This window comes from Stenotrophomonas sp. STEN031, assembly GCF_056759975.1.
On record NZ_JBRREA010000020.1, the window covers coordinates 50,460 to 74,009 of the forward strand.

Sequence of the window (23,550 nt, forward strand, 5' to 3'; positions counted from 1 at the left end):
ACGCGTGCAGCAGGCTGTTGGCACTGCCAACATTCACGGCGACATCAATGCACGCGCAGCGTGCAGGCCCCCTTCTCTGCCGATAGCTGCCAGCGAAAAATTCCTTCCGTACAGCACTACAACAACGGAAGCGGTGCGTGCTTGCTTATTCGAATGCAGCTTCAGGCTTGAAATATTCCGGCTATGAAGCGCTGGCTACATTCAGCGCTCCCAACGGAATGGAAGCTGGAAATGGCGATCTCCCACTCAAGCATGGACCTGCACATCGATACCGCCGGCACGTCTGCGGACGATGATGCAAGGCGCAGGAATCTCTACGGCATGCAGATCCTGGAGTGCGGCCGCAACCGCACACTGCGCGTGCTGGCTGCCGGTGGCTCGCGCTGGGTAACCGACTTTCTCTCCAACAGCCCGCTGGGGCTCAACACCCGCACCGAAGTATCACGCGCGTCCATTGATGCAATCGCCCAGTTTGGTGCCGTGCACTCCAGCGTGGCGATGGCGCGCGCGCAAACCGCGCTCACCCATGAGATCAGCCGACGCCTAGTGGAGATGAAGACCGGCGACTCACAGGCCAGAATCTATCCCACCACCCTCTCCGCCAACATCGCCACCGCCGCCGGCTTTGCCGCGGATGCCGTCGATGCCACGGCGGTCGTCCACCCGAATGCACACGCCACCGTGCACTTTGCGGTAAAGGGCGCGTTTGCAGCCAATCGCATCATCACCACCAGGAACACCGTCGCCGTTGCCAGTGCGCTGGCAAGAACCACGCGACGCGCCGTGGTTGTCATCGAAGACGGCCTGTATTCGATGGGAGGTTTTGCCGATTTCGAGGGGCTCTCACGGTTCCTCGATGACAATGCCAATGGCCAGTTGTGGTTGGATGATGCGCACTCGGTTGGCATGCATGGCAGCAACGGCCGCGGCAAGGCCATGGAAGCGCTGCAGCAGCATGCGGGACGCACCGTTGTTACCGGTTCCTTCGGCAAGGCCTTTGGCGCGGCGGGAGGTTTCATGGTCGGCCCGCGGGCCTTCGTTGGCGGCTTGCTGAAGGATTCGGTCGCCGACCGGTTCTCCTGCAACCTGGATGCCTCGGCGCAGGGCGCGATCCTGGCAGCGATGAAGATCCTGGCGACTCCCGCGGAGCATCGTCGCTTGAGCACGACCCTTGCGGCGCGCCTGGCCTTGTTCGACAGCCTGCTCGGCGCGGCTGGCATCACCACCCAGCAGGCCGGCACCGATATCGCGTTCAGGGTCATTCCCTGCCGCGATGCCGCCGCGGCCATTGCCAGTGCGGATACGCTGCTGAGCCTCCATGACGCCATCACCACCCCGGTTTACTACCCCACCATCGCCCGCGGCCAGGGAGCAATACGGATATCCCTATCCGCAGCGCATACCGTCGACCAGGTCCGCCAGCTGGGCACGGCACTGACGGCGCTGCTGGCAGCGCCGTCGCTACGCAACCGACGCAACACGCAGCAGGCAGCGCCATGAGCAAGGGGCAAGCACCGCCGACCAACCTTCCTCGCCCTGCATCGAAGATTTCCTTGTTGCCTGATCCAGGTGACGTCGGCATCGAGGACAAGCAATGCATCGCTGCGCAGCGCTTCCCAGCGCGACAGGGACAATCCGCTACGCCCGCCGCAGCCAGCAAGTGGCGCACCGTTCCGCGCCGTCTGCCCATTCCCATCACTCTTCCCCAGCGGCAATACGGCAGCTTCGCGCGTCCGACGGCGATCGGACCGGGCTGATGCGAACGCTGCTGCTCGGCGCTGTTGCCAGCCTGCTGTCCGCCATCACCGCGCTGATCGTCAGCAGCCAGGCCAGCGCATCGATCCATCCGCTATGGCTGTTGATTGCACAGTATCTGGTAGGCGCGCTGCTGAACCCGCCACAGGAGCTTCCCAAGGCTCCCCTGCGCCTGCATGCCCTGCGCAGCGTGGTGGGGGTGTGGGCGTTTGCGGCGTACTACGCCGCGCTGTCCTGGCCGGGCGCAAGCGCGATCGAGGTCTCGATGCTGCTAAACGCCGCCCCCCTGCTGGTAACGTTCCAGGCAGTGCGCGACCTGCGCGCACGTGCAGGTGCGGTGCTGGCCTTCGCCGGCCTGGCCTTGACGCTGCAACCGGGAACCGCCGGTCTCAACCTCAACGGTTCGCATCTGCTGGCCGCTTCCGCCGCGCTGGCCTATGCCGGGTCGTTCCTGACCCTGGGCCAGCTTGCGCTGGCAGGTGAACGCGCCAGCACCACCAACGGTCTCTACAACCTGTCCGCCGGCATGTTGACCCTGATCCTGCTTGCCGCCATTCGTCCTGCCTGGCCGGCATCGCTGTGGCCGGTCGCCGCGATCGGCCTGATCGCCGCCGTGCGCATCCACGTCATCACCGTCGCCGCACGCAACCCCGGTGATGCCGCCCTGGTATCGGTCCTGACCAACCTCGCTTTCTTCTGGCTGGCGCTGGCCGATATCTACCAGGGCAACATCTATGGCGCGCTCAAATGGACAGGCCTGGCGCTGGTGGCCTGCGGCATCGGCATGACACCGTTGCGCAGGCCTCGCTGATCAGCGCGAAGTCCAGCAGCACCCCTTTGCGCGGATCAGGCAAGCACCCGGTTGCGGCCTTCACGCTTGGCCCGATACAGCTGCCGGTCCGCAGCCGCCAACAGGGTACGAACGGTGTCCTGGCCGGGTCCGAGCGTGGCAACGCCGATGCTGACAGTGACTCCCACCTCGGCATCCACCTCTTCAAAGCGCAGCCGCGCCAACCGGACCCGCAATTCCTGCAGGACCTCCACCGCCGCCTGCAGCGACATGCCCGGCATTACCACCAGGAACTCCTCGCCGCCATGGCGGGCCACGAACTGGCACTTGCCCAGGCGCAGCTGCAGCAGTCCGGCGATATCCCGCAACACCTGATCTCCCGCTTCGTGCCCGTAGCGGTCGTTGATCTGCTTGAAGTGGTCGACATCGACCAGCGCCACGTTCAAGGACGTGCCATCGGCTGCCGCCTGCGACAGCGCCCTCTGCAGGTACGCATCACCCGCACGCCGGTTCGGCAGGCCGGTCAGCGCATCGTGCATGGCCTGATGCTCCAGCCGTTGCAGCAGACTTGCGCGCTCGAAATCGGCCTGCTCGAGCGCACGATTCTTCTCGCTCAGTTCCTGTGTACGCGCGGCGATCTCGTCGTTCAGGCGTTTCTGCCGCAGCCGGTAGCTGGTCGCGCGCCAGCCCAGCAACAGCAGCAGCAAACCCAGCAACGCAACGCCGCTCAACCAACGCACCCAGGGCCGCTGCCAAAGCGGGGCGGCGATATCCAGGCTCAGTACCGCCTCGCCGCCGCGGCTGGTGTTCTCCCAATCCAGCGGCAGCGACATGGCCTGGATCCGCAGCCGATAGTGTCCCGGCGGCAGATTGGTGTAGACCGCTTCGATACGGCTGCCTGCATCCACCCAGTCCCGGTCGAAGCCCTCCAGCCGATAGCGATAGCGCATCTTGTCCGGCGCGCGGAAGCCCAAACCGGCATAGGCCACGGCAATCCGGTCCACGCCGGCGGGCAAGCCATAGGCGCTGCGCAGTGGTTGCGGATCGCCATCAACCACCACGCTTTCGATGGCGACGGGGAATTTGTTGAAACGGGTATTGCCGTCCACGCGTTGCGGATCGATCACCGCCAGGCCGCCGCCAGTGGGAAACAACAGCTCCCCTTCGTTGGTGAGCCAGCCTGCCGGCGTGGATGCGCCATTGCCCTGGCTGCTGGGCATGCCATCGGTATGGTCCAGCACCTGCACCGCGAGATGGGTGCGGGCACCGGCGGCTACCGCGATCAGGTCGCGGCGGTCCAGCCGGAACACCCCCTGGTTGCTGGACAGCCACAGGTGTCCGCCACCGTCATCGATCACCCGGAAGATCTTGTCCCGCGGCAGTCCGTTGCGGTGGTCGAACACGGTGATGTCCAGCCCCCGCTTGCGCAGCAAACCGTGGTCGGTTGCCATCCACAGGTCACCATTGTCGTCCCCCAGGAAATCGAAGACATAGCGGGCAGGAAAGTCGAGATCGGCCGACCAGCCTTGCAGCTTGCCGTCCTTGCCCAGGCTCGCCATGCCACCGTTGGTGCCGATCCACAGCACACCCGAGGCATCGCGATACAAGGCATGCACGGCCAGGCTTGGCAATCCCTCCTCCAGCCCGTAGTGGCGCAGCTGCCCCTGCCGGTGATGAAACAGTCCTTCGGAACTGCCAATCCACAGACCGCCATCACTCTCGCTGAGCAGGCTGCGCACCAATGGCTGGACCGTACCGGGCAACGGAATCCGTTGCAGCACCTTTCCCGCCGCGTCCAGGTGGAACACGCCCTTGTTGTACGTGCCGGCCCACAACGCATCGCCACGTGTCGCCAAGGCCAGCACCGACGCATCGCGGCCATTGCCAGGGAGCAGCCGCACGCGGCTGATCGCCTCGTCGCGCAGCCGGTCGAGCCCTTCGGAGTGGCCAATCCAGACATTGCCGTCCGCCGATTGGATCAGCGCGCGCACATAGTCCGAGCCCAGCCCGTCCTCACTGGTCAGGCCACGCGCAGCCCCCTCGTCGATGCGGAACAAACCGTCGGTGCTGCCCGACCAGACCAGGCCCTCGCGATCGATCATCAGCGCCGGACTGACCTGGCCGGGGATCGCGATCCGTTCGATATTGCCTGCATTCCAGCGCACCAGGCGTCCAGCCGACAGGCTCAGCCATACCGCACCGCTGTTATCCAGGCGTACCGCATCCACCCGCTCGCCAGGCAGCAGATGCTGGCGGCGGCCATCGCCGTGCAGCCAATGAACGCCGTCATCGGCGGCGATCAACCAGCCGCCCTCTGCGTCGGGAAGCAGGTCACGCACCACCCATCCGGCGGTGTTGTTCCACGCGCCCAGCTGTCCCTTGCGGATCTGGTAGACGCCTTTTTCCGTGGCGACGAGCAAGGTGTCACCGCTGCCGGCATGCAGCGCGGTGATGGGCACCTCGGGCAAGCCGAGGGCACTGCCCGCATCCAGCAACTGCCCCGAAGGCAGCAACTTCAGCAGTTTGTCGTTTGCCCCGATCCAGAGGTCACCGGCGCCATCGCGCAACAGCGCGCTTACCGAGAGATGCCGGGCATCGGCGCCGCCAAGCGCTTCCCAGCGGCCGCGGTGGTAGCGATAAACGCCATCGGAAACCGTGCCGAACAGCATCGCACCATCGGCCTCGGGCAGGATGCTGAGCACCCCGGACAGCTCCATGCCGGGCGTATTCTGGCGGTCGAACACGGTGAAGCTGCGGCCATTGAAGCGGACCACGCCCTCCCACGTACCCAGCCAGATGAAGCCATCGCTGCCCTGCGCGATCGACTGCACCAGATTGTGCGGCAGCCCCTGCTCCATACCCCAGCCGGCCACGGTATGCCGGGCAGCCTGCGCGCCACCGGCCCACAGCAGGCTGCTGGCGAGTAGCACCCAAAGCAGCCCAGCCATGCGAATGCGAACGGCCTGCAGTGCGGCAATGAGCGTGGATGGGCTGTGGCGTCTGGACAAACCCGCCTCCGCAGGTCGCGTCGGCTCCCCCGCCGACGCGCCAATTTACCATCTCAAGCGTGAAATCCATCGCCGTTTCTTACGCCGTCCTTACGCAGGCCGCTTATGCGCTGGCCTGCGGTCCGATCCCGGCGGGCCGGTCCTCAGTGGCCGGCCTCGTCCGCGCGCACCCGGAACCAGGCCGCATACAGGGCCGGCAGGAATACCAGGGTCAGCACCGTACCGACGATCAGCCCGCCCATGATCGAGATCGCCATCGAGCCATAGAAGGCACTGCGCGACAGCGGGATCATCGCCAGCACTGCAGCAAGCGCAGTCAGTACGATCGGCCGGAAGCGGCGCACGGTGGCATCGATGATGGCGTGCCAGCGGTCATGGCCGGCATCGATGTCCTGCTGGATCTGGTCGATCAGGATCACCGAGTTGCGCATGATCATGCCGGCCAGGGCAATCGTGCCCAGCATCGCCACGAAGCCGAACGGCGCCTGGAACAGCAACAGGAACCAGGTCGCGCCGATGATGCCCAGCGGTGCGGTGATGAACACCATCGCCGCCCGCGAGAAGCTGCGCAGCTGCACCATCAGCAAGGTCGCCACCACCGCCAGGAACAGCGGCATGCCGGCCTTGATCGAGTCCTGGCCGCGCGCGGAGTCCTCCACCGTGCCGCCGGTTTCCAGCAGGTAGCCACTGGGCAGGGCATCACGGATCTCGCTCAAGGTCGGCACGATCTGTTCGACCACGCCTACCGGAAGCATGCTGTCGCCGATATCGGCGCGCACGGTGACGGTTGGCAGACGGTCGCGGTGCCAGATGATGCCGTCTTCGAAGGCATATTCCAGCTTGGCCACCTGCGACAGCGATACCGATTTGCCGTTGGCGGTCGGGATGGCCAGGCTGCCGAGCATGTCCAGACGCGCACGCTCGTCATCCGGGCCACGCAGCAGCATGCCGATCTGGCGATTGCCTTCGCGGTAGGTGCTCACGCTCATGCCGGACAGCGAGCTGGTCAGGAACTGTGCGATCTGCGCACTGCTCACGCCCAGTACCCGCGCGCGGTCCTGGTCGACGACCAGCCGCACCACCTTGCTCGGCTCGCTCCAGTTGAGGTTGACGTTGGTGGTATGCGGGTTCTGCCGCACCTTTTCCGCCACCTGCGCGGCTATGGCCTGCACCCGCTCGATATGCTCGCCGGAAATACGGAACTGCACCGGGTAGCCAACCGGCGGGCCGTTCTCCAGCCGGGTCACACGCAGCTGCACATCACCGAACTGGGGCACGACCTCCTTCAACAGCCAATCACGCAGCTCCTCGCGCGCCTTGGTGTCCTGCGCCAGCACCACGTACTGGGCGAAATTGGTGGCCGGCAACTGCTGGTCCAACGGCAGGTAGAAACGCGGCGAACCATTGCCGACATAACCGACGAAGTTGGCGACGCCCTTGTGGCCCTTGATCAACGCCTCGAACTTCTCGGCCTGGGCCTGGGTAGCGGTCAGCGATGCGCCTTCAGCCAGTTCGATATCCACCATCAGCTCGGGCCGGGTTGAATCCGGGAAGAACTGCTGCGGCACGAAGCGGAAGATCACCAGCGAGAACACGAACAGACCTGCCGTGGCCAGGATCACCAGCCAGCGACGCCGCAGGCAGGCATCCAGGAACACCCGGAAGCGCTGGTAGAACGCGCTTTTGTAGGGGTCATGGTCGTGCGCCAGCTCCTTCGGCTTGACCAGGTTGGCCAACGCCGGATTGCGGTCGGCCCAACGCAGACGCAGCGCGCGCCAGCGTCCGGCGATGCTGCCCGGCTTGGGCGGCTGCGGGTTGTGCAGGTCCGGCAGCATCTTGTCGCCGAGGTAGGGAATGAACAGCACCGCGGCGATCCACGACACCACCAGCGCAATCGTCACCACCTGGAAAAGCGAGCGCGTGTACTCACCGGTACTCGACGCCGCGGTGGCGATCGGCAGGAAGCCGGCGGCGGTGATCAAGGTGCCGGTCAGCATCGGGAACGCGGTGGAGGTCCAGGCAAAGCTGGCCGCACGCAGGCGGTCATAGCCCTGCTCCATCTTGGTGGCCATCATCTCCACCGCGATGATCGCGTCATCCACCAATAGACCCAGCGCCAGCACCAGGGCACCCAACGAAATCTTGTGCAGGCCGATGTCGAACTGGTGCATGACGAAGAAGGTCATCGCCAGCACCAGCGGGATCGACACCGCCACCACCAGGCCAGTACGCCAGCCCAGCGAGAAGAAGCTCACCAGCAGCACGATCACCACCGCCTCGGTCAGCACCTTGACGAACTCGCCCACCGATTCCTTCACCGCATGCGGCTGATCGGACACCTTGCGCAGCTGCATGCCGGCCGGCAGCGTCTTCTGCAGCTGCTCGAACTCGCTGTCCAGGGTCTTGCCCAGCTTGAGGATGTCACCGCCGTTCTTCATCGCCACCGCAATGCCGATGGCGTCCTCGCCCATGAAACGCATCTTGGCCGAAGCCGGGTCGGCGAAGCCGCGCTTCACCTCGGCGATATCGCCCAGCCGCACCGTGCGATCACCGGCCTGGATCGGGAAATTGCGGATGTCCTCGACCGAGGTGAACTGACCGGTCACACGCAGCTGTACGCGATCGGTCGGGGTCTCGAACCAGCTGGCCGGGGCCACCGCATTCTGCTGCGCCAGCGCCTGCTGCACCTGCTGCATCGACACACCCAGCGTCGCCAGCTTGGTGTTGGACAGCTGGATCCAGACCTTCTCGTCCTGCAGGCCGAGCAGATCGACCTTGCCCACGTCATCCACGCGCTGCAGCTGCAGCTGGATGCGGTCGGCATAGTCGCGCATCAGCGCATAGTCGAAGCCCTTGCCGGTCAACGCGTAGATATTGCCGAAGGTGTCGCCGAACTCATCGTTGAAGAACGGCCCGATCACTTCGGCCGGCAACTGCGAATGGATGTCGCCAACCTTCTTGCGCACCTGGTAGAACAGCTCGGGCACGTCCTTGGACGGCATCGAGTCGCGCGCCATGAAGATCACCTGCGACTCACCCGGGCGCGAATAGGCCTGGATGAACTCGAACTGCCCGGTGTTCATCAACGCCTTTTCAATCGGTTCGGTGACCTGCTTGGACACCTGCTCGGCGGTGGCACCGGGCCACATGGTCTGCACCACCATCGCCTTGAAGGTGAACGGCGGGTCTTCGGACTGCCCCAGGTGCTTGTACGACCAGGCACCGATGATCGCCATCGCGATCATCATGAACAGCACCAGCGGGCGGTTACCGAGCGCCCATTCGGAGAGATTGAAGCGCTTCACGCCTCACTCCCCTTTCTTTGCGGACACGGCGGCAGGCGCAAGCACCGGCCGGTTGCTGCGATCAACGGCAGTCACCTGCTGGCCCTCGCGCAGCAGATGCCCACCGGCCGCAACCACCCAATCTTCAGTCTTCAGGCCCTGCAGCACCGGCACGCTTTCCGGACCATAAGCGCCCAGCGTCACCGCGCGCGCCTGCAACTTGCCATCGGCCGGGTTCACCACCCACACGCTGGCCTGCTGCGGCTGCTTGCCAGGCTGTACTGCCGCCAGCGGTATGCTCATCACACCGTCCTTGCCGTGGGCGATGAACACCCGCGCACTCTGGCCCAGCTCGACTGCGTCCAATGCCTCAGCCGCCAGACTGACCCGCGCGGCATAGGTACGCGCCTGCGGATCGGCAGCGGCGGCGATCTCGCGGATGCTGCCTGACAGACGCTTGCCCTGCTGGTTCCACAACTCGACCTCGACCGCCTGGCCAACGCTGAAATCGCGGATGGCGCTTTCCGGCAGGGCAATAGCCACTTCGCGCGCGCCATCGGCGGCCATCGTATAGATGGTCTGGCCGGCGGCCACCACCTGCCCGGCCTCGGCCTCGCGGCTGGCGATCATGCCGCCTTCCGGCGCGAGCAGCCGGGAATAAGCCGCCTGGTTGCGCGCCACGTCCAGATTGGCCCGCGCCGCATCGGCCTGGCCCTGCGCGGCCTTCAACGCCGCAGTCTGCGCATCCAGCGCCGACTGGCTGACCAGCTGCTGGCTGGCCAGGGTCTGGTAGCGCTTGTGCTCATCGCGGGCACGGACCAGGTCGGCCTCGGCGGCGGCGTATTGCGCCTGTGCCGCGCGTGCCTGCAGGCTGTAGTCAGCCACATCCAGCTCGGCCAGCAACTGCCCCTTGTCCACCCGCTGGCCGGCGTCGACTTCACGCCGCAGCAGCTTGCCGCTGACCCGGAAGGACAGCGCGGTTTCCTCGCGGGCACGCACCTCGCCCGGATAGGCACTGATCGCTACCCCGCCATTGCCGGCCGGGTGCTCCACCAGCACGGGTACAGCATGTACAGGCGCGGTTTCAGGCTTGCCGCAGGCAGCAAGCAAGGACAACAGCAGGCAACAGCCAATCCATCGAAGGTGGGTCATAAATAAGGTCGCAAACGCAAGGGGAGAGAGATGGCGGGATTTCACCGCCATTACTGAACGCATCGGTATAGTATAAATATCGAACCAGCTGGTCTAGTATTACCTGATGTGCCCGAAAACATCCTCCCGCGCCGCCACGACAGCGACGCCACGCAGTTCCGGTCCGGGTCGCCCCAAGGATCTGGGCAAGCGCGCGGCCATCCTTGAGGCGGCCAAGGAATTGTTCATCGAGCAGGGTTTCAACGGCGTCAGCATGGATGAGATCGCCGCCCGCGCCAGCGTCTCCAAACTTACGGTGTACAGCCATTTCGGCGACAAGGACACCTTGTTCAGCGAGGCAATCCAGGCCAAGTGCGTGGAAATGATGCCCGATGATCTGTTCGTCACCGACAACGAGGCCCCGCTGCGCGGCCAGTTGCTGGGTATCGGCCATGCCTTCTTCACACTGATCAGCAGCGATGCGGCCATTGCCACCCAGCGCATGATGATGACCCCGGATACCGACGACCGGGTCCGGCAGATGTTCTGGCAGGCAGGCCCGGCCCGCACCGAGGCGGCCCTGGCCGAGTTCCTTGGCGCCCGCGTCAGCCGTGGCCAGCTGGCCATCGAGGATACGACCCTGGCTGCCCGCCAGTTCTTCTGCCTGATCAAGGGCGAAGTCCATACCCATATGATGTGTGGCCTGTGCGCCGCTCCGGACCAACTCAATGCCGACGTGCATATCGCCGCCAGCGTCGATTTCTTCATCCGGGCGTATGCCCCGCGCCAGCAAGCTGAATGAACCGGAGGTGCGAATGACTTCCGGCACTGCGTCCAACGCGGTCCCCGCCGCAATGTTGGGCCCGTACTTTGTGCCTGGTAACCGGTAAAATGGCCGGCCCACTGCGCAGGAATGATGAGCTTCCCATGACGATCAATTACTCCCACGTCCGCGAAATGATGGTTGAACAGCAGATCCGGCCCTGGGATGTGCTGGAGGTCCGCGTGCTGGACGTGCTGGCCCGCCTGCCGCGTGAGGCCTTCGTCGCCGAATCGCACCGTGCCCTGGCCTATGCCGATATCGAGCTGCCGCTGGGCCATGGCCAGAAGATGATGAAGCCGGTCATCGAAGGCCGTACCTTGCAGGCGCTGGACCTGCAGCCCACCGACGAAGTGCTGGAAATCGGCACCGGCAGCGGCTTCCTCAGCGCCTGCATGGGCGAACTGGCCCGCGAAGTGCTGAGCCTGGAAATCCAGCCCGAACTGGCCGAGCGCGCGCGCCAGAACCTGGACGCCGCCAAGCTGGGCAGCAATGTCCGCATTGAAGTGGCCGACGGCCTGAATTGGCAGAGCCAGCGTCAGTTCGACGCCATCTGCATCACCGGTGCGGTAGAAACCGTTCCGGTGGAACTGCTGAAGCTGCTGCGCACTGGCGGCCGCCTGTTTGCCATCCGCGGCGTCTCGCCGGTGATGGAAGCGGTGCTGGTCCAGGCCGACGGCAGCGTCGCCTCGCTGTTCGAAACCGATCTTGATTACCTGCAGGGCGCTGCGCCCGCACCGCAATTCCAACTCTAAAACCGTCCAAGGAAGCCGCAATGATCCGCCGATCCCTCACCCTTGCGCTGGCAGTCGCCCTCACTCCGCTGACTTCCCATGCCGCCGACCTGTTGCAGGTCTACGAAATGGCCCGCAACGGTGACACGCAGCTGGCTGCGGCTGAATCCACGCGCCTGATCAACAAGGAAGGCCAGGTACAGGCCCGCGCAGCACTGCTGCCGCAGATCGGCGGTGAAGCGTCCTTGAACCGTACCCGCACCAGTTACGACGACATCAGCGGCAGCTCCACCTCCAAGACCCGCAACTACGGTATCAACGGCAGCCAGACCCTGTTCAACTGGAGTCAGTTCGCCAACCTGCGCGCGCAGCGTGACGTCAGCAAGGCTGCCGATTTCGATCTCGAGTCGGCCAACGACGAGCTGATCGTGCGTACTGCGACCACCTACTTCAACGTGCTGGTCGGCATCGAGTCGCTGACTGCCGCCGAGACCAACGAAGCCGCTGCGAAGAAGCAGTTCGACTACGCCGACAAGCGTCTGGAAGTGGGCCTGGCACCGATCACCGACATGCACGAAGCACGTGCCCAGTACGATCAGGCCCGCGCCAATACCATTCTTGCCCGCAATGCACTGGAAGATGCCTACCAGGCGCTGACCGAGCTGACCGGCCAGCCGGTGCGCGACCTGCGCGGCCTGCCGGTCGACTTCCGCCCGGAAGTGCCAGCCAACCGCAGCAACGTCGACCAGCTGGTCGCCGATGCGGTCTCGCGCAACCCGGCGCTGAAGGCGCAGGAGCTGCAGGTCAGCGCCGCAGAGTCCAACGTCTCCTCCGCCCGTGGCGGCCACTATCCGACCCTGTCCCTGGGCGGCAGCTGGGGCAAGAGCGCGCGTTGGGGTGACAGCACCGGCAGCGGCACTGCTGTTCCGGATGCCACCACCAACTCGATCGGCCTGACCCTGAACGTGCCGATCTTCGCCGGTGGTGCCACCCAGTCCGGTGTGCGTCAGGCGCTGGCCCGTCGCGATATCGCCCAGGATACCTTCGAGCAGCAGAAGCGTGCCCTCGACCGCAACACCCGCAATGCCTACCAGGCACTGGTTGCCGGTATCAGCGAAGTGGAAGCGCGTCGCCTGACCGTGGTCTCGGCACAGAGCGCCTATGATGCCTCGCAGGTCGGCCTGGAAGTCGGCACCCGTACCGTGTTGGACGTGGTGCAGAACCAGAAGACCCTGTTCCAGGCCCAGCTGGACTACGCAACGTCGCGCTACAACTTCCTGCAGGCCCGCCTGCAGTTGAGCCAGGCCATCGGCGATCTGGATATCAGCGAAATCCAGGACATCAACCGCCTGCTGACGGTGGATGCCGCTTCCAAGCTGCAGCCGAACAACGCGCAGTAACGCTGCGCGGAAACGTAATGCAGAAAGGCGGGCCTCGGCCCGCCTTTCTTGTTTCTGGAACATTGCTGGCGAGCACCACCACCCAAACGATGCCCCCACCAGTGCAGCACAGCATTGCTTCGTTGTAGGAGCGGCGTAAGCCGCGAAGCAAGCACCGTATAAGCGTGCACGGGTGCAGAGGACTCAAGCACCATCAGCTTCGCGGCTTACGCCGCTCCTACAAACAGGCCCCAGCGCTTCGCTTACCCCGGCTAGGCAGCGGACTCACTCGGCGGCGGCAACTGCGGTGTGATCAATGCAATCGTATGTTCCAGCGCGCCACGGCCATTGGCGACCAGCGCGCGCCCTGCCTGCACCATGCGCTCACGCTCGGCCACGTCCTGCAATAGACGCGACACGGCTGCCTCCACTCCGGCGGCATCAGCACAGATGCATAGCGCTCCAGCCTCATCCATCCGTCGCGAAATTTCGGCGAAGTTGTGCAGGTGCGGGCCGGTAACCGCGGCCGTACCCATCGCTGCCGGCTCCAGCAGATTGTGGCCGCCGATGGCCTGCAGGCTGCCGCCGACGAATGCCACCTGCGCGCAGGCATAAAACGCCATCAATTCGCCCAGGGTATCGATCACGAATACCTGCGCATCCGCATCGGGCCACTGCTGTGCCTTGCGCGTGGCTACGCGCCAGCCGGCCTCGCGCGCCAGCGCCTCGGCCTTGGCAAAGCGCTCGGGATGCCGCGGCGCCCACAGCAGCAAGGCATCCGGATGCTGCTTCAGCAAGCGCGCATGGATCTCGATCACCGCCTGCTCTTCACCTTCGTGGGTACTGGCAGCAATCCATATCGGTCGCGTCGCCGGTACATGCTGGTGGAACGCCTGCAGCACCGTCGTCGGATCCGGCGGATGGATATCGAATTTCAGATTACCCAGCGCCTGCACCTGCTCGGGCAGAGCGCCCAGCTCGATGAAGCGCTCCGCATCCGCCTGCGACTGCGCGGCGACGCAGGTCACCGTGCGCAGCGCACGCCCAACCAGCGCTTTCAGCACGCGATAGCCTTTCAACGACCGCGCCGACAGGCGCGCGTTGAGAATGTAGACCGGAATGCCGCGATCACGACAGCCAAACAACATGTTCGGCCACAGCTCGGTCTCCAGGATCAGCGCCAGGCTGGGCTGGAAGTGCTCGAGAAAGCGACTGACGCTGCCCGGCACGTCGTATGGCAGATACACATGATCCACCGCATCGCCCCATAGCGCACGCACACGCTGCGAGCCGGTGGGCGTGATGGTGGTGATGATCCAGCGGATATCCGGGCGCTGTGCACGCAACGCATTGACCAGCGGCGCTGCCGCATTGACCTCGCCCACCGACACCGCGTGCAACCACACCCGCGGTTGACTGCCGCTATCCGGATACGAGGCATAACGCTCGTCCCAGCGGCGGAAATATTCGCGCACACGAAAGCCGCGCCATACCAGGTGATACACGGTGATGGGCAGCAGCAGGTAAAGCACCGCGGAGTAAATGCCGCGCAGCAGAAGTTCAACAGGATCCTTACGCATCGGCGAAGGATACGGGAGAACACCGAAAATGCGAGAGACAAGGGCCGCGGCTGCACACTGCAACGCCGTGCCTGGACACCGTTCCAGCCATTCCCCGCGCATGCGCACCGCCCGGTCATCGCCAGCCGGGCCCGCATCTGCCCGCCCACTCCAGCAAACCCCATCTGCTCCCCCGTCACCGCCCGTGGCTTAGAATCGACGCATGTCCGATTCACCCTCCAGCGCCACCCGGCCCTCGCTGCTGCAGCCACGCCACTGGCCCACCTTTGCCTGGCTGGGCATCGCCTTCGTCGCCGCGCGCCTGCCATGGACGCTGCAGCGAGCATTGGGCCGTGGCATCGGCTGGCTGGCCCTGCACCTGGCACGCAGCCGCCGCCGCGCGGCCGAGGTCAATCTCAAACTGTGTTTCCCCGAGAAAGACGAGGCCTGGCGCCAGCGCCTGCTGCGCGACAGCTTCGATGCACTGGGCGTCGGTGTGTTCGAGTTCGCCCGCGCCTGGTGGGGCAAGATCGATGTCATCCGCCCGCAGGTGCAATGGGAGGGACTGGAGCACCTGAAGGCACTGCAGGCCGAAGGCCGTGGTGTGCTGCTGGTATCAGGCCACTTCATGACCCTGGAAATGTGCGGCCGCCTGCTCTGCGATCACGTACCGCTGGCCGGCATGTACCGTAAGTACCGTAATCCGGTAATGGAATGGGCGGTAAAAAGCGGGCGGCTCAAGTACGCCTGCGCGATGTTCGCCAACGAGGACATCCGCGCCACGGTGCGCCACCTGAAGAAGGGCGGCTTCCTCTGGTACGCGCCGGACCAGGACATGCGCGGCAAGGATTCGGTCTTCGTGCCGTTCTTCGGCATGCCCGCATCCACCATCACCGCCACCCATCAGTTCGCGCGGATGACCGGCTGCGCAGTGGTGCCGTACTTCCATCGCCGCGTCGGCAGTGGCTATGTGCTGAAGATCGCCCCGCCCCTGCCCGGCTTTCCCACCGACGATGCCGTTGCCGATACCGCCCAGGTCAACGCCGCGATCGAGCAGATGGTGCGCGAGGCACCGGACCAGTACCTGTGGATCCACCGTCGTTTCAAGCGCCAGCCCGAAGGCCGCAGCCACTTCTACGATTGAGCCGGGCTACACCGCAACCGCCGACTGGCTCAAGGGTCCTGCCCGTCGGTTTCGGCCAGCAGCGCACCGGCATACAGCGCCGCCAGCAATACCGTCACGCCACCCCAGAATGCGGAGTAGAACGCCAGATGGGTATTGAGCGGGAATACCGTCACCAGCAAGGCCAGCGCTGCCGGACGCGCGCGATCACGCGCCTGCGGGCCGGAATAGATCCAGGCCCGCAAGGCCATGGCCGCACCGGCGATCCATAGCAGCAGGCCCAGCACACCGGTTTCAGCAAGGATTTCCAGGACGATCTGGTGGGCGTGCAGCGCCGGGCCCTCGCCCCACACCGGATCCTGCGCCGGGGTTGGATTGCAGCCCGGGTAGGCATCACGAAAACCGCGCGCCCCCACCCCGTTGAGCGGGTGCTCGCGCACCATGCACAAGGCCGCGGACCAGATCTGGCCGCGCCCGGACAGGGCTTCGTTCAGCCCCTCGGCACCGCCGCCGAATGCCATCGCCGTGCGCGCAAAACGTTCGCGCACCTGTGCCGAGCCGCCCGCCAGCGCGCCAATGCCGACAACCGCCGCCAGCATCACCAGCAGCAGCCATTTCGTTCCCAGCAGGCGCCAGCCGGAGATCAGCAGAACCAGCGCATAGGTGATCAGCGAAGCGCGCGAACCGGCGAGCACCAGCACCGCGCCAACCGCCGCGGCGGCCAACAACCAGCCCCCACGGCCGAGACGCGCGCCGGCCAGGAACAGCAGGAACGGCGACAGACTGGCCAGCACCTGGCCGAACTTCAGATTGCAGGGGCCGAAGATGCCTGGCAGGCGGTCGGCTGCCGCGACCTCGTCCAATGAGCACAGCCCATGCCCGCTGCTCAGCCACTTGAGTTGATCCAGGCTCCAGAACAGGGGGCTGGTCCCACTACCGGCCTGCAGCAATGCATCCAGCGTCCACAACCCGCTGATCAACGCCAGCCCGCTGAAGGTGGTGTTGCGCCGCCGGGGTGTACCCACGGCTATCGCCACCAACCACATGAAAGGCAGATAGCGCAGCCCGCCGGCGACCTTGCCCCAGACTTTCCCCGGATCCTCCGCGCCTATCGCCGAACCGAGTTGCGGCAGCCAATACGCGCAGAACAACACGCTGGTCAGCGCCAATGCCGGCACACCCAGCAGGCTGCGGATGCCGCTTCCCTTGCGCAACCGCAGCAGCAACAGGCGCACCACGGTAAACAAGGCGCCCAGCACCAGCACCGATTCGGCGATACCCGGCAACGGCAACAATGCGACATAGGCGATCACCCAGATCGGCGCCCACCAGCCTGGCTGGCGCGGAGCCACTGCAGGGGACGGATCAGCCAGCAAGTTCTGCATAGACGTCCAGGGTCGCACGCTGCATCGACTGCAACGTATAGGGGATGCGTCGGGGAAGGGATGGTGGGTCTTGCAGCAGCTGCAGCGCGCTTTGCGTCAGCTGCTGCATGTCGCCCTGGGCGACCGCACCGGAGGGCTGCAGCTGGCCAAGCAGTTCGCCCACGCCGCCATGGTTCCAGCCGACCACAGGACGGCCAACCGACAGCGCTTCCAGTACGGTACGGCCAAACGCCTCCGGTTTATCCGACAACTGCAGGACCAGATCGCTGGCGGCATAGGCCTCGGCGATGCGGGCTGTGGGTTCGCTCAGCACTACCTGTTCGGCCACCCCCAGCGTTCCTGCCAGTTGCTCCAGCTCGCGCACATAGGTTTCGCGGCCCGGCTCGCGTACGCCCGGCATCCACAGCACCGCGGGTTGGCCCTCGCGTTGCAGCGCCGCCAGCAGATGCAAGGCATGCGCATGTCCCTTCAGGCGGGTGCCGCGCCCGGGCAGCAGCAACAGCGGTACCGCCACCGCCAGGGAGGGATGCAGTGCCGCCACCGCCAGCCGCGGCCGGCGGTCGCTGCGCTCCACGCGCGGGAACTGGCCTACGTCCACGCCGCGCGGAATCACCCGCAACCTGCCCGGATCGGTCTGCCGATAGTGCTGCAGCAGATAGTCACGCACGGTCTGCGATACGCAGACCACCCGTTCGCCACTGGCCATGATGCCGCTGTAGCGGCCGGGCGAATTCAGCCCGTGCATGGTGGTCATCCAGTGCGGCCGTTGGCTCGCTGGCATGCCGCGCAACGCATACCAGCCCAGCCAGGCCGGCAAGCGCGAACGCGCATGCACGATGTCGGCACCGGTTTCGCTGAACAGGCGCCGCAGCGAGGCCACGTGCCGCAGGGTCAGCAGCGACTTGCGGCCGATGTCCAGGGTCAGATGCTCGGCACCACTGTCCAGCAAGGGCTGCAGCAGGCGGCCACCGGCGGACACGACAATGGCCCGGTGTCCGGCGGACACCAGTGCAGCAGCAATTTCCAGGGTTGAACGCTCGACGCCGCCGGAATGCAGCGCAGGCAGCAACTGCACCACCGTCAAACGGCGCATCGGTCAACGATCAGTCGGCCAGGACGAACACCGAACCGCAATACGGGCAGGCAGCCTCGCCATTGGGTTCGTTCTCGATCGGCAGGTAAACCCGCGGATGCGAGTTCCACAGCGCCATTTCCGGCGTCGGGCAGCTCAGCGGCAGGTCGGCGCGGTGCACGGTGTAACGCTTCTCGGCATTGGCGGGCGCGGTGGCGGTATGGCTCATGGCGTCATTCACGAAAAAAACCAGGACTGCGCAATTCTAGCAGCGCCGGGCCGATGCAGCCGCTTCGAAGCATCCGGATGCGGCAAAAAGCCGGCGACAACCCCAACGCAGCCGGCCAAGCCCGCCCTGCCCGGCTGCTGGTGTCGCTGTGGGCCGACCGGGTAGCGATCCTGTCGGTCAAAACAACGGCGCTGGCCCGTCACCCACGCTGAGTGCCGCCGGTTGCAGCCAGCAACGGGGCGACCGCCGACCACCCCGTTGCCAGCTTGCCCTGTGCCGACGTTACTTGAAGTCCCCGGCGACAAACACACTAAGCCGCTCGGGCTTGAGGTGTTTGCGGATGGCGGCATTGACCTGTTCCACCGTCAGCGCCTGGTAGGCGGCATCACGTTGCGCTTCAAACGACATGTCGCGCCCGTAGTACAGATGGTCGCTCAACAGCCCTGCAATGGCGCCGTCGGCCGCGCGCGACTGCTCGCGCGCCACCTTTTTCTCAGCCACCGCGCTGCGCAGCTCCTCCGCAGTGATGCCGTCGGCGACCAGCCGGGCCAGCTCCTCACGCAACGCCGCCTCCAGCTTGCCCATGTTTTCCGGCGCAGCGATGGCCTGGATGCTCAGGCTGCCGTTGTCATCACGGCCCGTGCGACTTTCGTCGGCACTCAGCCCGGCACCGACGTTGTAACTCAGGCCATCCTTCTGGCGGATGCGATCGCCCAGGCGCGCCTTGAGCGGGTCGCCACCGAGGATGGCGACGGCGATGTTCAGCGCCGGGAAGTCCGCATCAGCCAGATTGATCGAGATGTTCTGCCGCGCCAGCAGTACCGCATTGGGCTTGTCAGGAGTGACGAAGCGTTCATGCGTGGCCGCGACATCCCGGTAATGGGTGCTGATCGGCGCATAGGGCTTGGGCGACTTCCAGTCGGCGAACAAAGCCTGCAACTCGGTTTTCAATGTCACTGGATCGAAATCGCCAACCACCGCGATCTCACCTTCCGCAGTGCCGTAGAAATCCCTGTGATAAGCACGCACGTCCTCCAGCTTGAGCGCCTTCAATCGGGCCAGTGACTCGTCGATCGATTGCACGTGCAGCGGGTGCCCAACCGGCCACGGATCGAAATACTGGCTCAAGGCCAGCGATGCCTGGGTTCCCGGCTCCTTGCGCTGGAACTCCAGCCCGGTGATCGCCTGCAGCCGCAGCTGCTCGAACTCGGCCTGCGGGAATGCAGGGTTGCGCAGCACGTCGGCTGCCAGTCGCAGGGCCTCGGCCAAGCTTTCGCGCTTTCCGTTGAGGCCGATACTGGCACCCTGCATGCCACCGCTCACCTGCGCCTGGGTATTGAGCGCATCAAAGCGGGCGGCGATCTGGCCACGATCCAGACGCTTGCTGCCCGCCATCAGCATCGGTCCTACCCAGCTACCGGCCTCGCTGCGCCCGGTAATGGCCTGCTCGTCGGCGAAGCGGAACGTCGCCGTCAACGCTACCGTCTGCCCGCGATTACGCTTGGGCAGCAATGAAACCCGCAGGCCGTCGCCGATGACAAAACTCTCGGTACGCGCGGCGATGTTCTCCACGCTGGGATCAAACGCTTCACCTGCGCTGACTGCCGCTCGGCCCTTGTAGCCATCCACCAGGGCCGCAACGGCTGGCGCGGCGGGAATCACTGCGCGGTCCGGTACGGCAGTCGGCACAAAGCGGCCGAGCGTACGGTTCTGCGGCTTCAGGTAGGCCGCTGCAACACGATTTACATCGGCAGCAGTCACGCCTTCGATTGCATCGCGCTGCACGAACAGCAGGCGCCAGTCGCCGGCGGCCTGGTATTCGGACAATGCCATCGCCATCGCATTGACGTCACTGGCGCGCTTGTCGATGGCATTGGCGATACGCTGTTTGGCAGCCGTCACTTCCGCCTCAGTGATCGGCGCCGCGGCGATGGCTTCTGCCTGCTTCAACAACTCGGCCTCCACCTTGTCCGGGTCGCCGTCCTTGGGCAGCACCGACATCAGGGTGAACAAGCCAGGATCATGCAGGGTCTCGCTGCTGGCGGTGGCGAAGGCGGCCAGCCTGGTTTCCATCATCGCCTTGTAAAGGCGGCCATTGGGGTTGTCTCCCAGCACATTGCCCAGCACCGTCAGCGGCGCGTTGTCAGCCTGCGCCAGCGCCGGCACGTGATAGCTGGCGGCAACCAGCGACAGCTCACTGCTACGGCGCACGCTGACTTCGCGCTCGCCGTCCTGCACCGGTTCAACGGTGTGGAAGCCGGGCAAGGTCCGCATCGGCTTTTTCAGCGGTGCGAAATGCGCGGCCACCCGGGCCAGCGCCCGCCCAGCGTCAATGCGGCCGGCAACGACAAGCAAGGCGTTGTCCGGCTGATACCAGGTGCGATAGAACGCCTTGAGGTTCTCGATAGGAACATTCTCGACGTCCGAGCGTGCGCCGATCGGCATGTTCGCGTAGTTGTGCCAATCAAACGCCACCGAACGCATGCGTTTCATCAGCACGCCGACCGGATTGTTGTCACCGGCTTCCATCTCATTGCGGACCACCGTCATCTCGCTGTCGAGGTCGGCCTTGGCCACGTTGGCGTTGAGCATGCGGTCGGCCTCCATCCCCAGCACCCAGTCGAGCGTCTCGTCATTTGCCGGAAACGAAGCGAAGTAATTGGTGCGGTCCAGCGAGGTGGTCGCGTTCTTGCTGATCCCGCGCTGCTGCATCTCGCCCGGAATATCCGGGTGCTTCGGCGTGCCTTTGAACAACAGGTGTTCAAGCAGGTGCGCCATGCCGGTTTCACCATAGTTTTCGTGCAATGAACCAACGCCATAGACCAGATTGACGGTCACCGTCGGTTTGCTGGCATCGGCGAACAGCAGCACCCGCAGACCGTTCTGCAGGCGGTATTCGCAGACGCCTTCGACGCAGGGCCCGGCCTGCACGCCGCCGGGCAGGTCGGCGCTGGCCCGGCTCGCCTGTGCCAGTGGTACCACCGCCAGCGACAGGGCCACGGCCAGGGAACAACAAAAACGCTTCATCATCGGAATCCAGCCCTCGGCAGTTTGCGATCAATACCCGAATCCATGCACATCACCTTCCCTGCATCGCACCCGCGTACGCCAGGCAGCACTGCCCATCATCGCAAAACCCGGTGATGTGGTGGCATCCCGGCCTTGGCGCTGTGGCGACCGCACCCGCCTGCCAACAGCACCCGCCGGCGCGGCTGGCGACCTCAACGCCCACCCAGCCAGCCCCCAAGCGAATACACCGGCTGCAACAGGCGATCGCTCAGCGGCTCATGCTCGCCGCTGACCAGCGCATCCAGCATCATGCCGGGTTTGAGCGGCTCCAGCCGGCCATGGGCAAGAATGGCCTGATCGGCCAACTCGACGGTGACGCGATAGAACGCCTCCCTCATCACCGGCACTTTGGGTGTGAAGCTCGCCTCTTCACTGTCCACTGCGGTGCGGCTGATGTGGGCGATGGTGCCGTGCTGTGCACCGAACTTCTGATGCGGAAACGCCTGATAGTGCAACACGACGCGATCACCGGGCGCCATCGCGCCAATCACACGCCCGGGCACCATCAACTCGGCCTCGAGCCGACCATCGCCGGGCAATACACTGAGCAGCGGCTGGCCAGCGTGGACCGACTGCCCCGGCTTGACCAGCCGCGCAACCACCACGCCATCAACCGGCGCCTTCACCAGCAAAGCGGCATTGGCCTCGTTCTCGACCTGCTCCAGGCGTAGCTGCGCCAGATGCTCCGCGTAGGTGGCTTCATTGGCCTTGTGCCGCCCCGGCAGCTCCTGCATGGCCTGCTTCAACTGCGCGATCAGGCGCTGCGCGGCAGCCTGTTGTCGACGCAGCGACTGCAACTGCACCGTGTAATCGAGCAGCAGCGCCTCCTGTTGCTCTGCCGCGGCAAACCCGGCCACCGATGAGCCCGCGGCTTCCCGCAGACGGACCAGCACGGCGTCGGCGATGCGTATCTGCTCGCAACGGGTGGCGATCTCCAATCCGATCTGCCGTGCCTCGATGCGTGCCGCCTGCATCTGCTCGTGCAGGCCTGCAGCCTGTGCCGCCAACTGCTCCTTCAGCGCATCGCGCGCCAGCGCGATGCTGTCTTCGCGCTGCTGCAGCCCAAGCTCCAGCGCTACTTTGGCATCACCGATCTCGGGCATCGTCCGCTGGCTGACCACCAATGCCAGCGTGTCCCCCTCCACCACCCGCTTGCCATCATCGACATCCAGCCAGCGGACCACCCCGCCCACCGGCGCCACCACCGTCGCCATCCCCTGCACCGGCACCAGCCGGCCCGCAATAGCGGCCAAGTCGTTGTCCGTGCGAATGGAAAGTACGCCCCACCCGACGACCAATAGTGCGAATGTACCCGCGGCACATGCATACAGTTTTGCAGACCCTTTGAACCCCATCCGCGCCCACCTGCATTGATCGACAGCCTGCAGCTTTTCATTCGATTCGGTTTGCGACACACATGCACCAGCAGTTAAACGCATAAGACAAAAGCCAATCAAGCTATCAGCGTTTTCCCAAGGAAATCCCATTGGTTTCGCAGCTCGCAGTGCAGCCTAGCGACATCAAACAACACGGGCAGCAGTTGCAAGTTACATTGGCAAAAGTCGTCAATATCGATGACGAGTTTCGTTCGGATAATCCACGGACGTAATGAACATTGACAATAAGTCTTTGCCGACTGCGCAAGCTCGCAATGGCTTAGGCTTTTGGTCGGCTCTCATGGTCAACGCTCGAGGAGAAATTTATGCATGACCATCTGGGAATCCGCATCCGCAAAGCGCGGAGGAAGATGAAGATGACGCAGGCGGAGTTGGCCAGCCAACTGAAAGTAAGCCGTAGCGCGGTGGGTAACTGGGAAAGTCCGACGGGCATATCACCCAGCACGATGCGTCTGATCACCATCGCACTGGTGACCGACGTTTCATTTGAATGGCTGGCGACAGGGCGCGGGGAACTGGATGCAATCTCCGCGGCGATCCCCAGCGAAAACGCAGAGCTGGTGGATGACCCGTCGGAGCGGAGGTTGTTGCTGGCCTATCGCTCCTGCCGCGCAGCTACCCGCAAACTCGTATTGCAGATAGTGGAGGCGCAGAAGATTCCACAGTTCTGATGCTTGGCGGCGACCGGGAATTCAACCGGCGCCGCCTGTCCGATACACATGCCATTGATTGTGGGAGCGTCGTCAGCCGCCAAGCGGGGAATACCAAAGTATAAAGCCAATATTACATAAGACCGCTGGCCACCATAGCCCCGG

At 64.8% G+C, this 23,550-nt stretch carries 18 protein-coding genes; 9 read left to right on the forward strand and 9 right to left on the reverse strand.

The features are described from left to right. Window positions 1-231 precede the first annotated feature (231 nt). The 3 genes from ACVOLQ_RS11250 to ACVOLQ_RS11260 are packed head-to-tail and all read left to right on the forward strand — an operon-like array spanning window position 232 to window position 2,566. A complete protein-coding gene (locus ACVOLQ_RS11250; RefSeq protein ID WP_313492869.1) occupies window positions 232-1,500 on the forward strand; it encodes an aminotransferase class I/II-fold pyridoxal phosphate-dependent enzyme in 1,269 nt (422 codons plus the stop codon). Then, a complete protein-coding gene (locus ACVOLQ_RS11255) occupies window positions 1,497-1,757 on the forward strand; it encodes a hypothetical protein (RefSeq protein WP_481528057.1) in 261 nt (86 codons plus the stop codon). The genes ACVOLQ_RS11250 and ACVOLQ_RS11255 overlap by 4 nt, the downstream gene beginning before the upstream one ends. Continuing rightward, window positions 1,757-2,566, forward strand: coding sequence for a hypothetical protein (locus ACVOLQ_RS11260; protein WP_313492870.1), 810 nt, complete (start codon window positions 1,757-1,759; stop codon window positions 2,564-2,566). Before ACVOLQ_RS11255 ends, ACVOLQ_RS11260 begins: the two co-directional genes overlap by 1 nt. Before the next feature lie 35 nt (window positions 2,567-2,601). Here ACVOLQ_RS11260 and ACVOLQ_RS11265 read toward each other — a convergent pair whose 3' ends face one another. From ACVOLQ_RS11265 to ACVOLQ_RS11275, 3 genes are all read right to left on the reverse strand, one after another. Continuing rightward, the gene (locus ACVOLQ_RS11265) at window positions 2,602-5,553 is read right to left on the reverse strand and encodes a ligand-binding sensor domain-containing protein (RefSeq protein WP_313173127.1); all 2,952 of its coding nucleotides are present in this window, start codon (window positions 5,551-5,553) and stop codon (window positions 2,602-2,604) included. A 143-nt stretch (window positions 5,554-5,696) separates the two neighbouring features. Beyond that, on the reverse strand, window positions 5,697-8,858 hold the full coding sequence (locus ACVOLQ_RS11270) for an efflux RND transporter permease subunit (RefSeq protein WP_313492872.1): 3,162 nt from the start codon (window positions 8,856-8,858) through the stop codon (window positions 5,697-5,699). A 3-nt stretch (window positions 8,859-8,861) separates the two neighbouring features. Then, window positions 8,862-9,989: an efflux RND transporter periplasmic adaptor subunit gene (locus ACVOLQ_RS11275; RefSeq protein WP_313492874.1), complete on the reverse strand. Its 1,128-nt coding sequence runs from the start codon at window positions 9,987-9,989 to the stop codon at window positions 8,862-8,864. Between the two features lie 106 nt (window positions 9,990-10,095). Between ACVOLQ_RS11275 and ACVOLQ_RS11280 the strand changes: the two genes are divergently transcribed. From ACVOLQ_RS11280 to ACVOLQ_RS11290, 3 genes are all read left to right on the forward strand, one after another. Beyond that, complete coding sequence (locus tag ACVOLQ_RS11280; protein WP_313173124.1) at window positions 10,096-10,770, forward strand: TetR/AcrR family transcriptional regulator; 675 nt, start codon at window positions 10,096-10,098, stop codon at window positions 10,768-10,770. 125 nt (window positions 10,771-10,895) lie between these two features. Beyond that, the gene (locus tag ACVOLQ_RS11285; RefSeq protein ID WP_313173123.1) at window positions 10,896-11,543 is read left to right on the forward strand and encodes a protein-L-isoaspartate O-methyltransferase family protein; all 648 of its coding nucleotides are present in this window, start codon (window positions 10,896-10,898) and stop codon (window positions 11,541-11,543) included. Window positions 11,544-11,563: 20 nt separating this feature from the next. Continuing rightward, a complete protein-coding gene (locus tag ACVOLQ_RS11290) occupies window positions 11,564-12,922 on the forward strand; it encodes a TolC family outer membrane protein (RefSeq protein WP_313173122.1) in 1,359 nt (452 codons plus the stop codon). A gap of 251 nt (window positions 12,923-13,173) precedes the next feature. On the opposite strand, the gene waaA is transcribed toward ACVOLQ_RS11290, so the two are convergent. Beyond that, complete coding sequence (gene waaA, locus ACVOLQ_RS11295) at window positions 13,174-14,481, reverse strand: lipid IV(A) 3-deoxy-D-manno-octulosonic acid transferase (protein WP_313173121.1); 1,308 nt, start codon at window positions 14,479-14,481, stop codon at window positions 13,174-13,176. A 202-nt stretch (window positions 14,482-14,683) separates the two neighbouring features. On the opposite strand from waaA, the gene ACVOLQ_RS11300 reads away from it, so the two are divergent. After that, the gene (locus ACVOLQ_RS11300) at window positions 14,684-15,604 is read left to right on the forward strand and encodes an LpxL/LpxP family Kdo(2)-lipid IV(A) lauroyl/palmitoleoyl acyltransferase (protein WP_313173120.1); all 921 of its coding nucleotides are present in this window, start codon (window positions 14,684-14,686) and stop codon (window positions 15,602-15,604) included. A gap of 29 nt (window positions 15,605-15,633) precedes the next feature. Here the strand turns inward: ACVOLQ_RS11300 and ACVOLQ_RS11305 are convergent, their stop codons facing one another. Genes ACVOLQ_RS11305 through ACVOLQ_RS11315 form a run of 3 tightly spaced genes read right to left on the reverse strand, consistent with a single transcriptional unit; the run spans window position 15,634 to window position 18,269 of the window. Beyond that, window positions 15,634-16,968 carry an O-antigen ligase family protein gene (locus ACVOLQ_RS11305; protein ID WP_313173119.1) on the reverse strand — a complete coding sequence of 445 codons (1,335 nt, stop codon included), beginning with the start codon at window positions 16,966-16,968 and terminating at the stop codon, window positions 15,634-15,636. Beyond that, window positions 16,949-18,061, reverse strand: coding sequence for a glycosyltransferase (locus tag ACVOLQ_RS11310; protein WP_313173118.1), 1,113 nt, complete (start codon window positions 18,059-18,061; stop codon window positions 16,949-16,951). The genes ACVOLQ_RS11305 and ACVOLQ_RS11310 overlap by 20 nt, the downstream gene beginning before the upstream one ends. Before the next feature lie 10 nt (window positions 18,062-18,071). Beyond that, window positions 18,072-18,269 (reverse strand): zinc-finger domain-containing protein, encoded by a 198-nt coding sequence (locus tag ACVOLQ_RS11315; protein WP_282267169.1) that lies wholly within the window; start codon window positions 18,267-18,269, stop codon window positions 18,072-18,074. A gap of 77 nt (window positions 18,270-18,346) precedes the next feature. Between ACVOLQ_RS11315 and ACVOLQ_RS11320 the strand changes: the two genes are divergently transcribed. Beyond that, a complete protein-coding gene (locus tag ACVOLQ_RS11320; protein WP_481528058.1) occupies window positions 18,347-18,481 on the forward strand; it encodes a hypothetical protein in 135 nt (44 codons plus the stop codon). A 70-nt stretch (window positions 18,482-18,551) separates the two neighbouring features. Here ACVOLQ_RS11320 and ACVOLQ_RS11325 read toward each other — a convergent pair whose 3' ends face one another. Beyond that, window positions 18,552-21,296, reverse strand: coding sequence for a M16 family metallopeptidase (locus ACVOLQ_RS11325; RefSeq protein ID WP_481528059.1), 2,745 nt, complete (start codon window positions 21,294-21,296; stop codon window positions 18,552-18,554). A 194-nt stretch (window positions 21,297-21,490) separates the two neighbouring features. Further along, window positions 21,491-22,591, reverse strand: coding sequence for an HlyD family secretion protein (locus tag ACVOLQ_RS11330; protein ID WP_481528060.1), 1,101 nt, complete (start codon window positions 22,589-22,591; stop codon window positions 21,491-21,493). 449 nt (window positions 22,592-23,040) lie between these two features. On the opposite strand from ACVOLQ_RS11330, the gene ACVOLQ_RS11335 reads away from it, so the two are divergent. Then, window positions 23,041-23,406, forward strand: coding sequence for a helix-turn-helix transcriptional regulator (locus ACVOLQ_RS11335; protein WP_313173115.1), 366 nt, complete (start codon window positions 23,041-23,043; stop codon window positions 23,404-23,406). Window positions 23,407-23,550: the final 144 nt, after the last annotated feature.

Bases quoted from the DNA above. Each gene is read 5' to 3' on its own strand.
- ACVOLQ_RS11250 (WP_313492869.1), top strand. From the start codon at position 232: ATGGCGATCTCCCACTCAAGCATGGACCTGCACATCGATACCGCCGGC.
- ACVOLQ_RS11255 (WP_481528057.1), top strand. From the start codon at position 1,497: ATGAGCAAGGGGCAAGCACCGCCGACCAACCTTCCTCGCCCTGCATCG.
- ACVOLQ_RS11260 (WP_313492870.1), top strand. From the start codon at position 1,757: ATGCGAACGCTGCTGCTCGGCGCTGTTGCCAGCCTGCTGTCCGCCATC.
- ACVOLQ_RS11275 (WP_313492874.1), bottom strand. From the start codon at position 9,989: ATGACCCACCTTCGATGGATTGGCTGTTGCCTGCTGTTGTCCTTGCTT.
- ACVOLQ_RS11280 (WP_313173124.1), top strand. From the start codon at position 10,096: ATGTGCCCGAAAACATCCTCCCGCGCCGCCACGACAGCGACGCCACGC.
- ACVOLQ_RS11285 (WP_313173123.1), top strand. From the start codon at position 10,896: ATGACGATCAATTACTCCCACGTCCGCGAAATGATGGTTGAACAGCAG.
- ACVOLQ_RS11290 (WP_313173122.1), top strand. From the start codon at position 11,564: ATGATCCGCCGATCCCTCACCCTTGCGCTGGCAGTCGCCCTCACTCCG.
- waaA (WP_313173121.1), bottom strand. From the start codon at position 14,481: ATGCGTAAGGATCCTGTTGAACTTCTGCTGCGCGGCATTTACTCCGCG.
- ACVOLQ_RS11300 (WP_313173120.1), top strand. From the start codon at position 14,684: ATGTCCGATTCACCCTCCAGCGCCACCCGGCCCTCGCTGCTGCAGCCA.
- ACVOLQ_RS11305 (WP_313173119.1), bottom strand. From the start codon at position 16,968: ATGCAGAACTTGCTGGCTGATCCGTCCCCTGCAGTGGCTCCGCGCCAG.
- ACVOLQ_RS11310 (WP_313173118.1), bottom strand. From the start codon at position 18,061: ATGCGCCGTTTGACGGTGGTGCAGTTGCTGCCTGCGCTGCATTCCGGC.
- ACVOLQ_RS11315 (WP_282267169.1), bottom strand. From the start codon at position 18,269: ATGAGCCATACCGCCACCGCGCCCGCCAATGCCGAGAAGCGTTACACC.
- ACVOLQ_RS11320 (WP_481528058.1), top strand. From the start codon at position 18,347: ATGCGGCAAAAAGCCGGCGACAACCCCAACGCAGCCGGCCAAGCCCGC.
- ACVOLQ_RS11325 (WP_481528059.1), bottom strand. From the start codon at position 21,296: ATGAAGCGTTTTTGTTGTTCCCTGGCCGTGGCCCTGTCGCTGGCGGTG.
- ACVOLQ_RS11335 (WP_313173115.1), top strand. From the start codon at position 23,041: ATGCATGACCATCTGGGAATCCGCATCCGCAAAGCGCGGAGGAAGATG.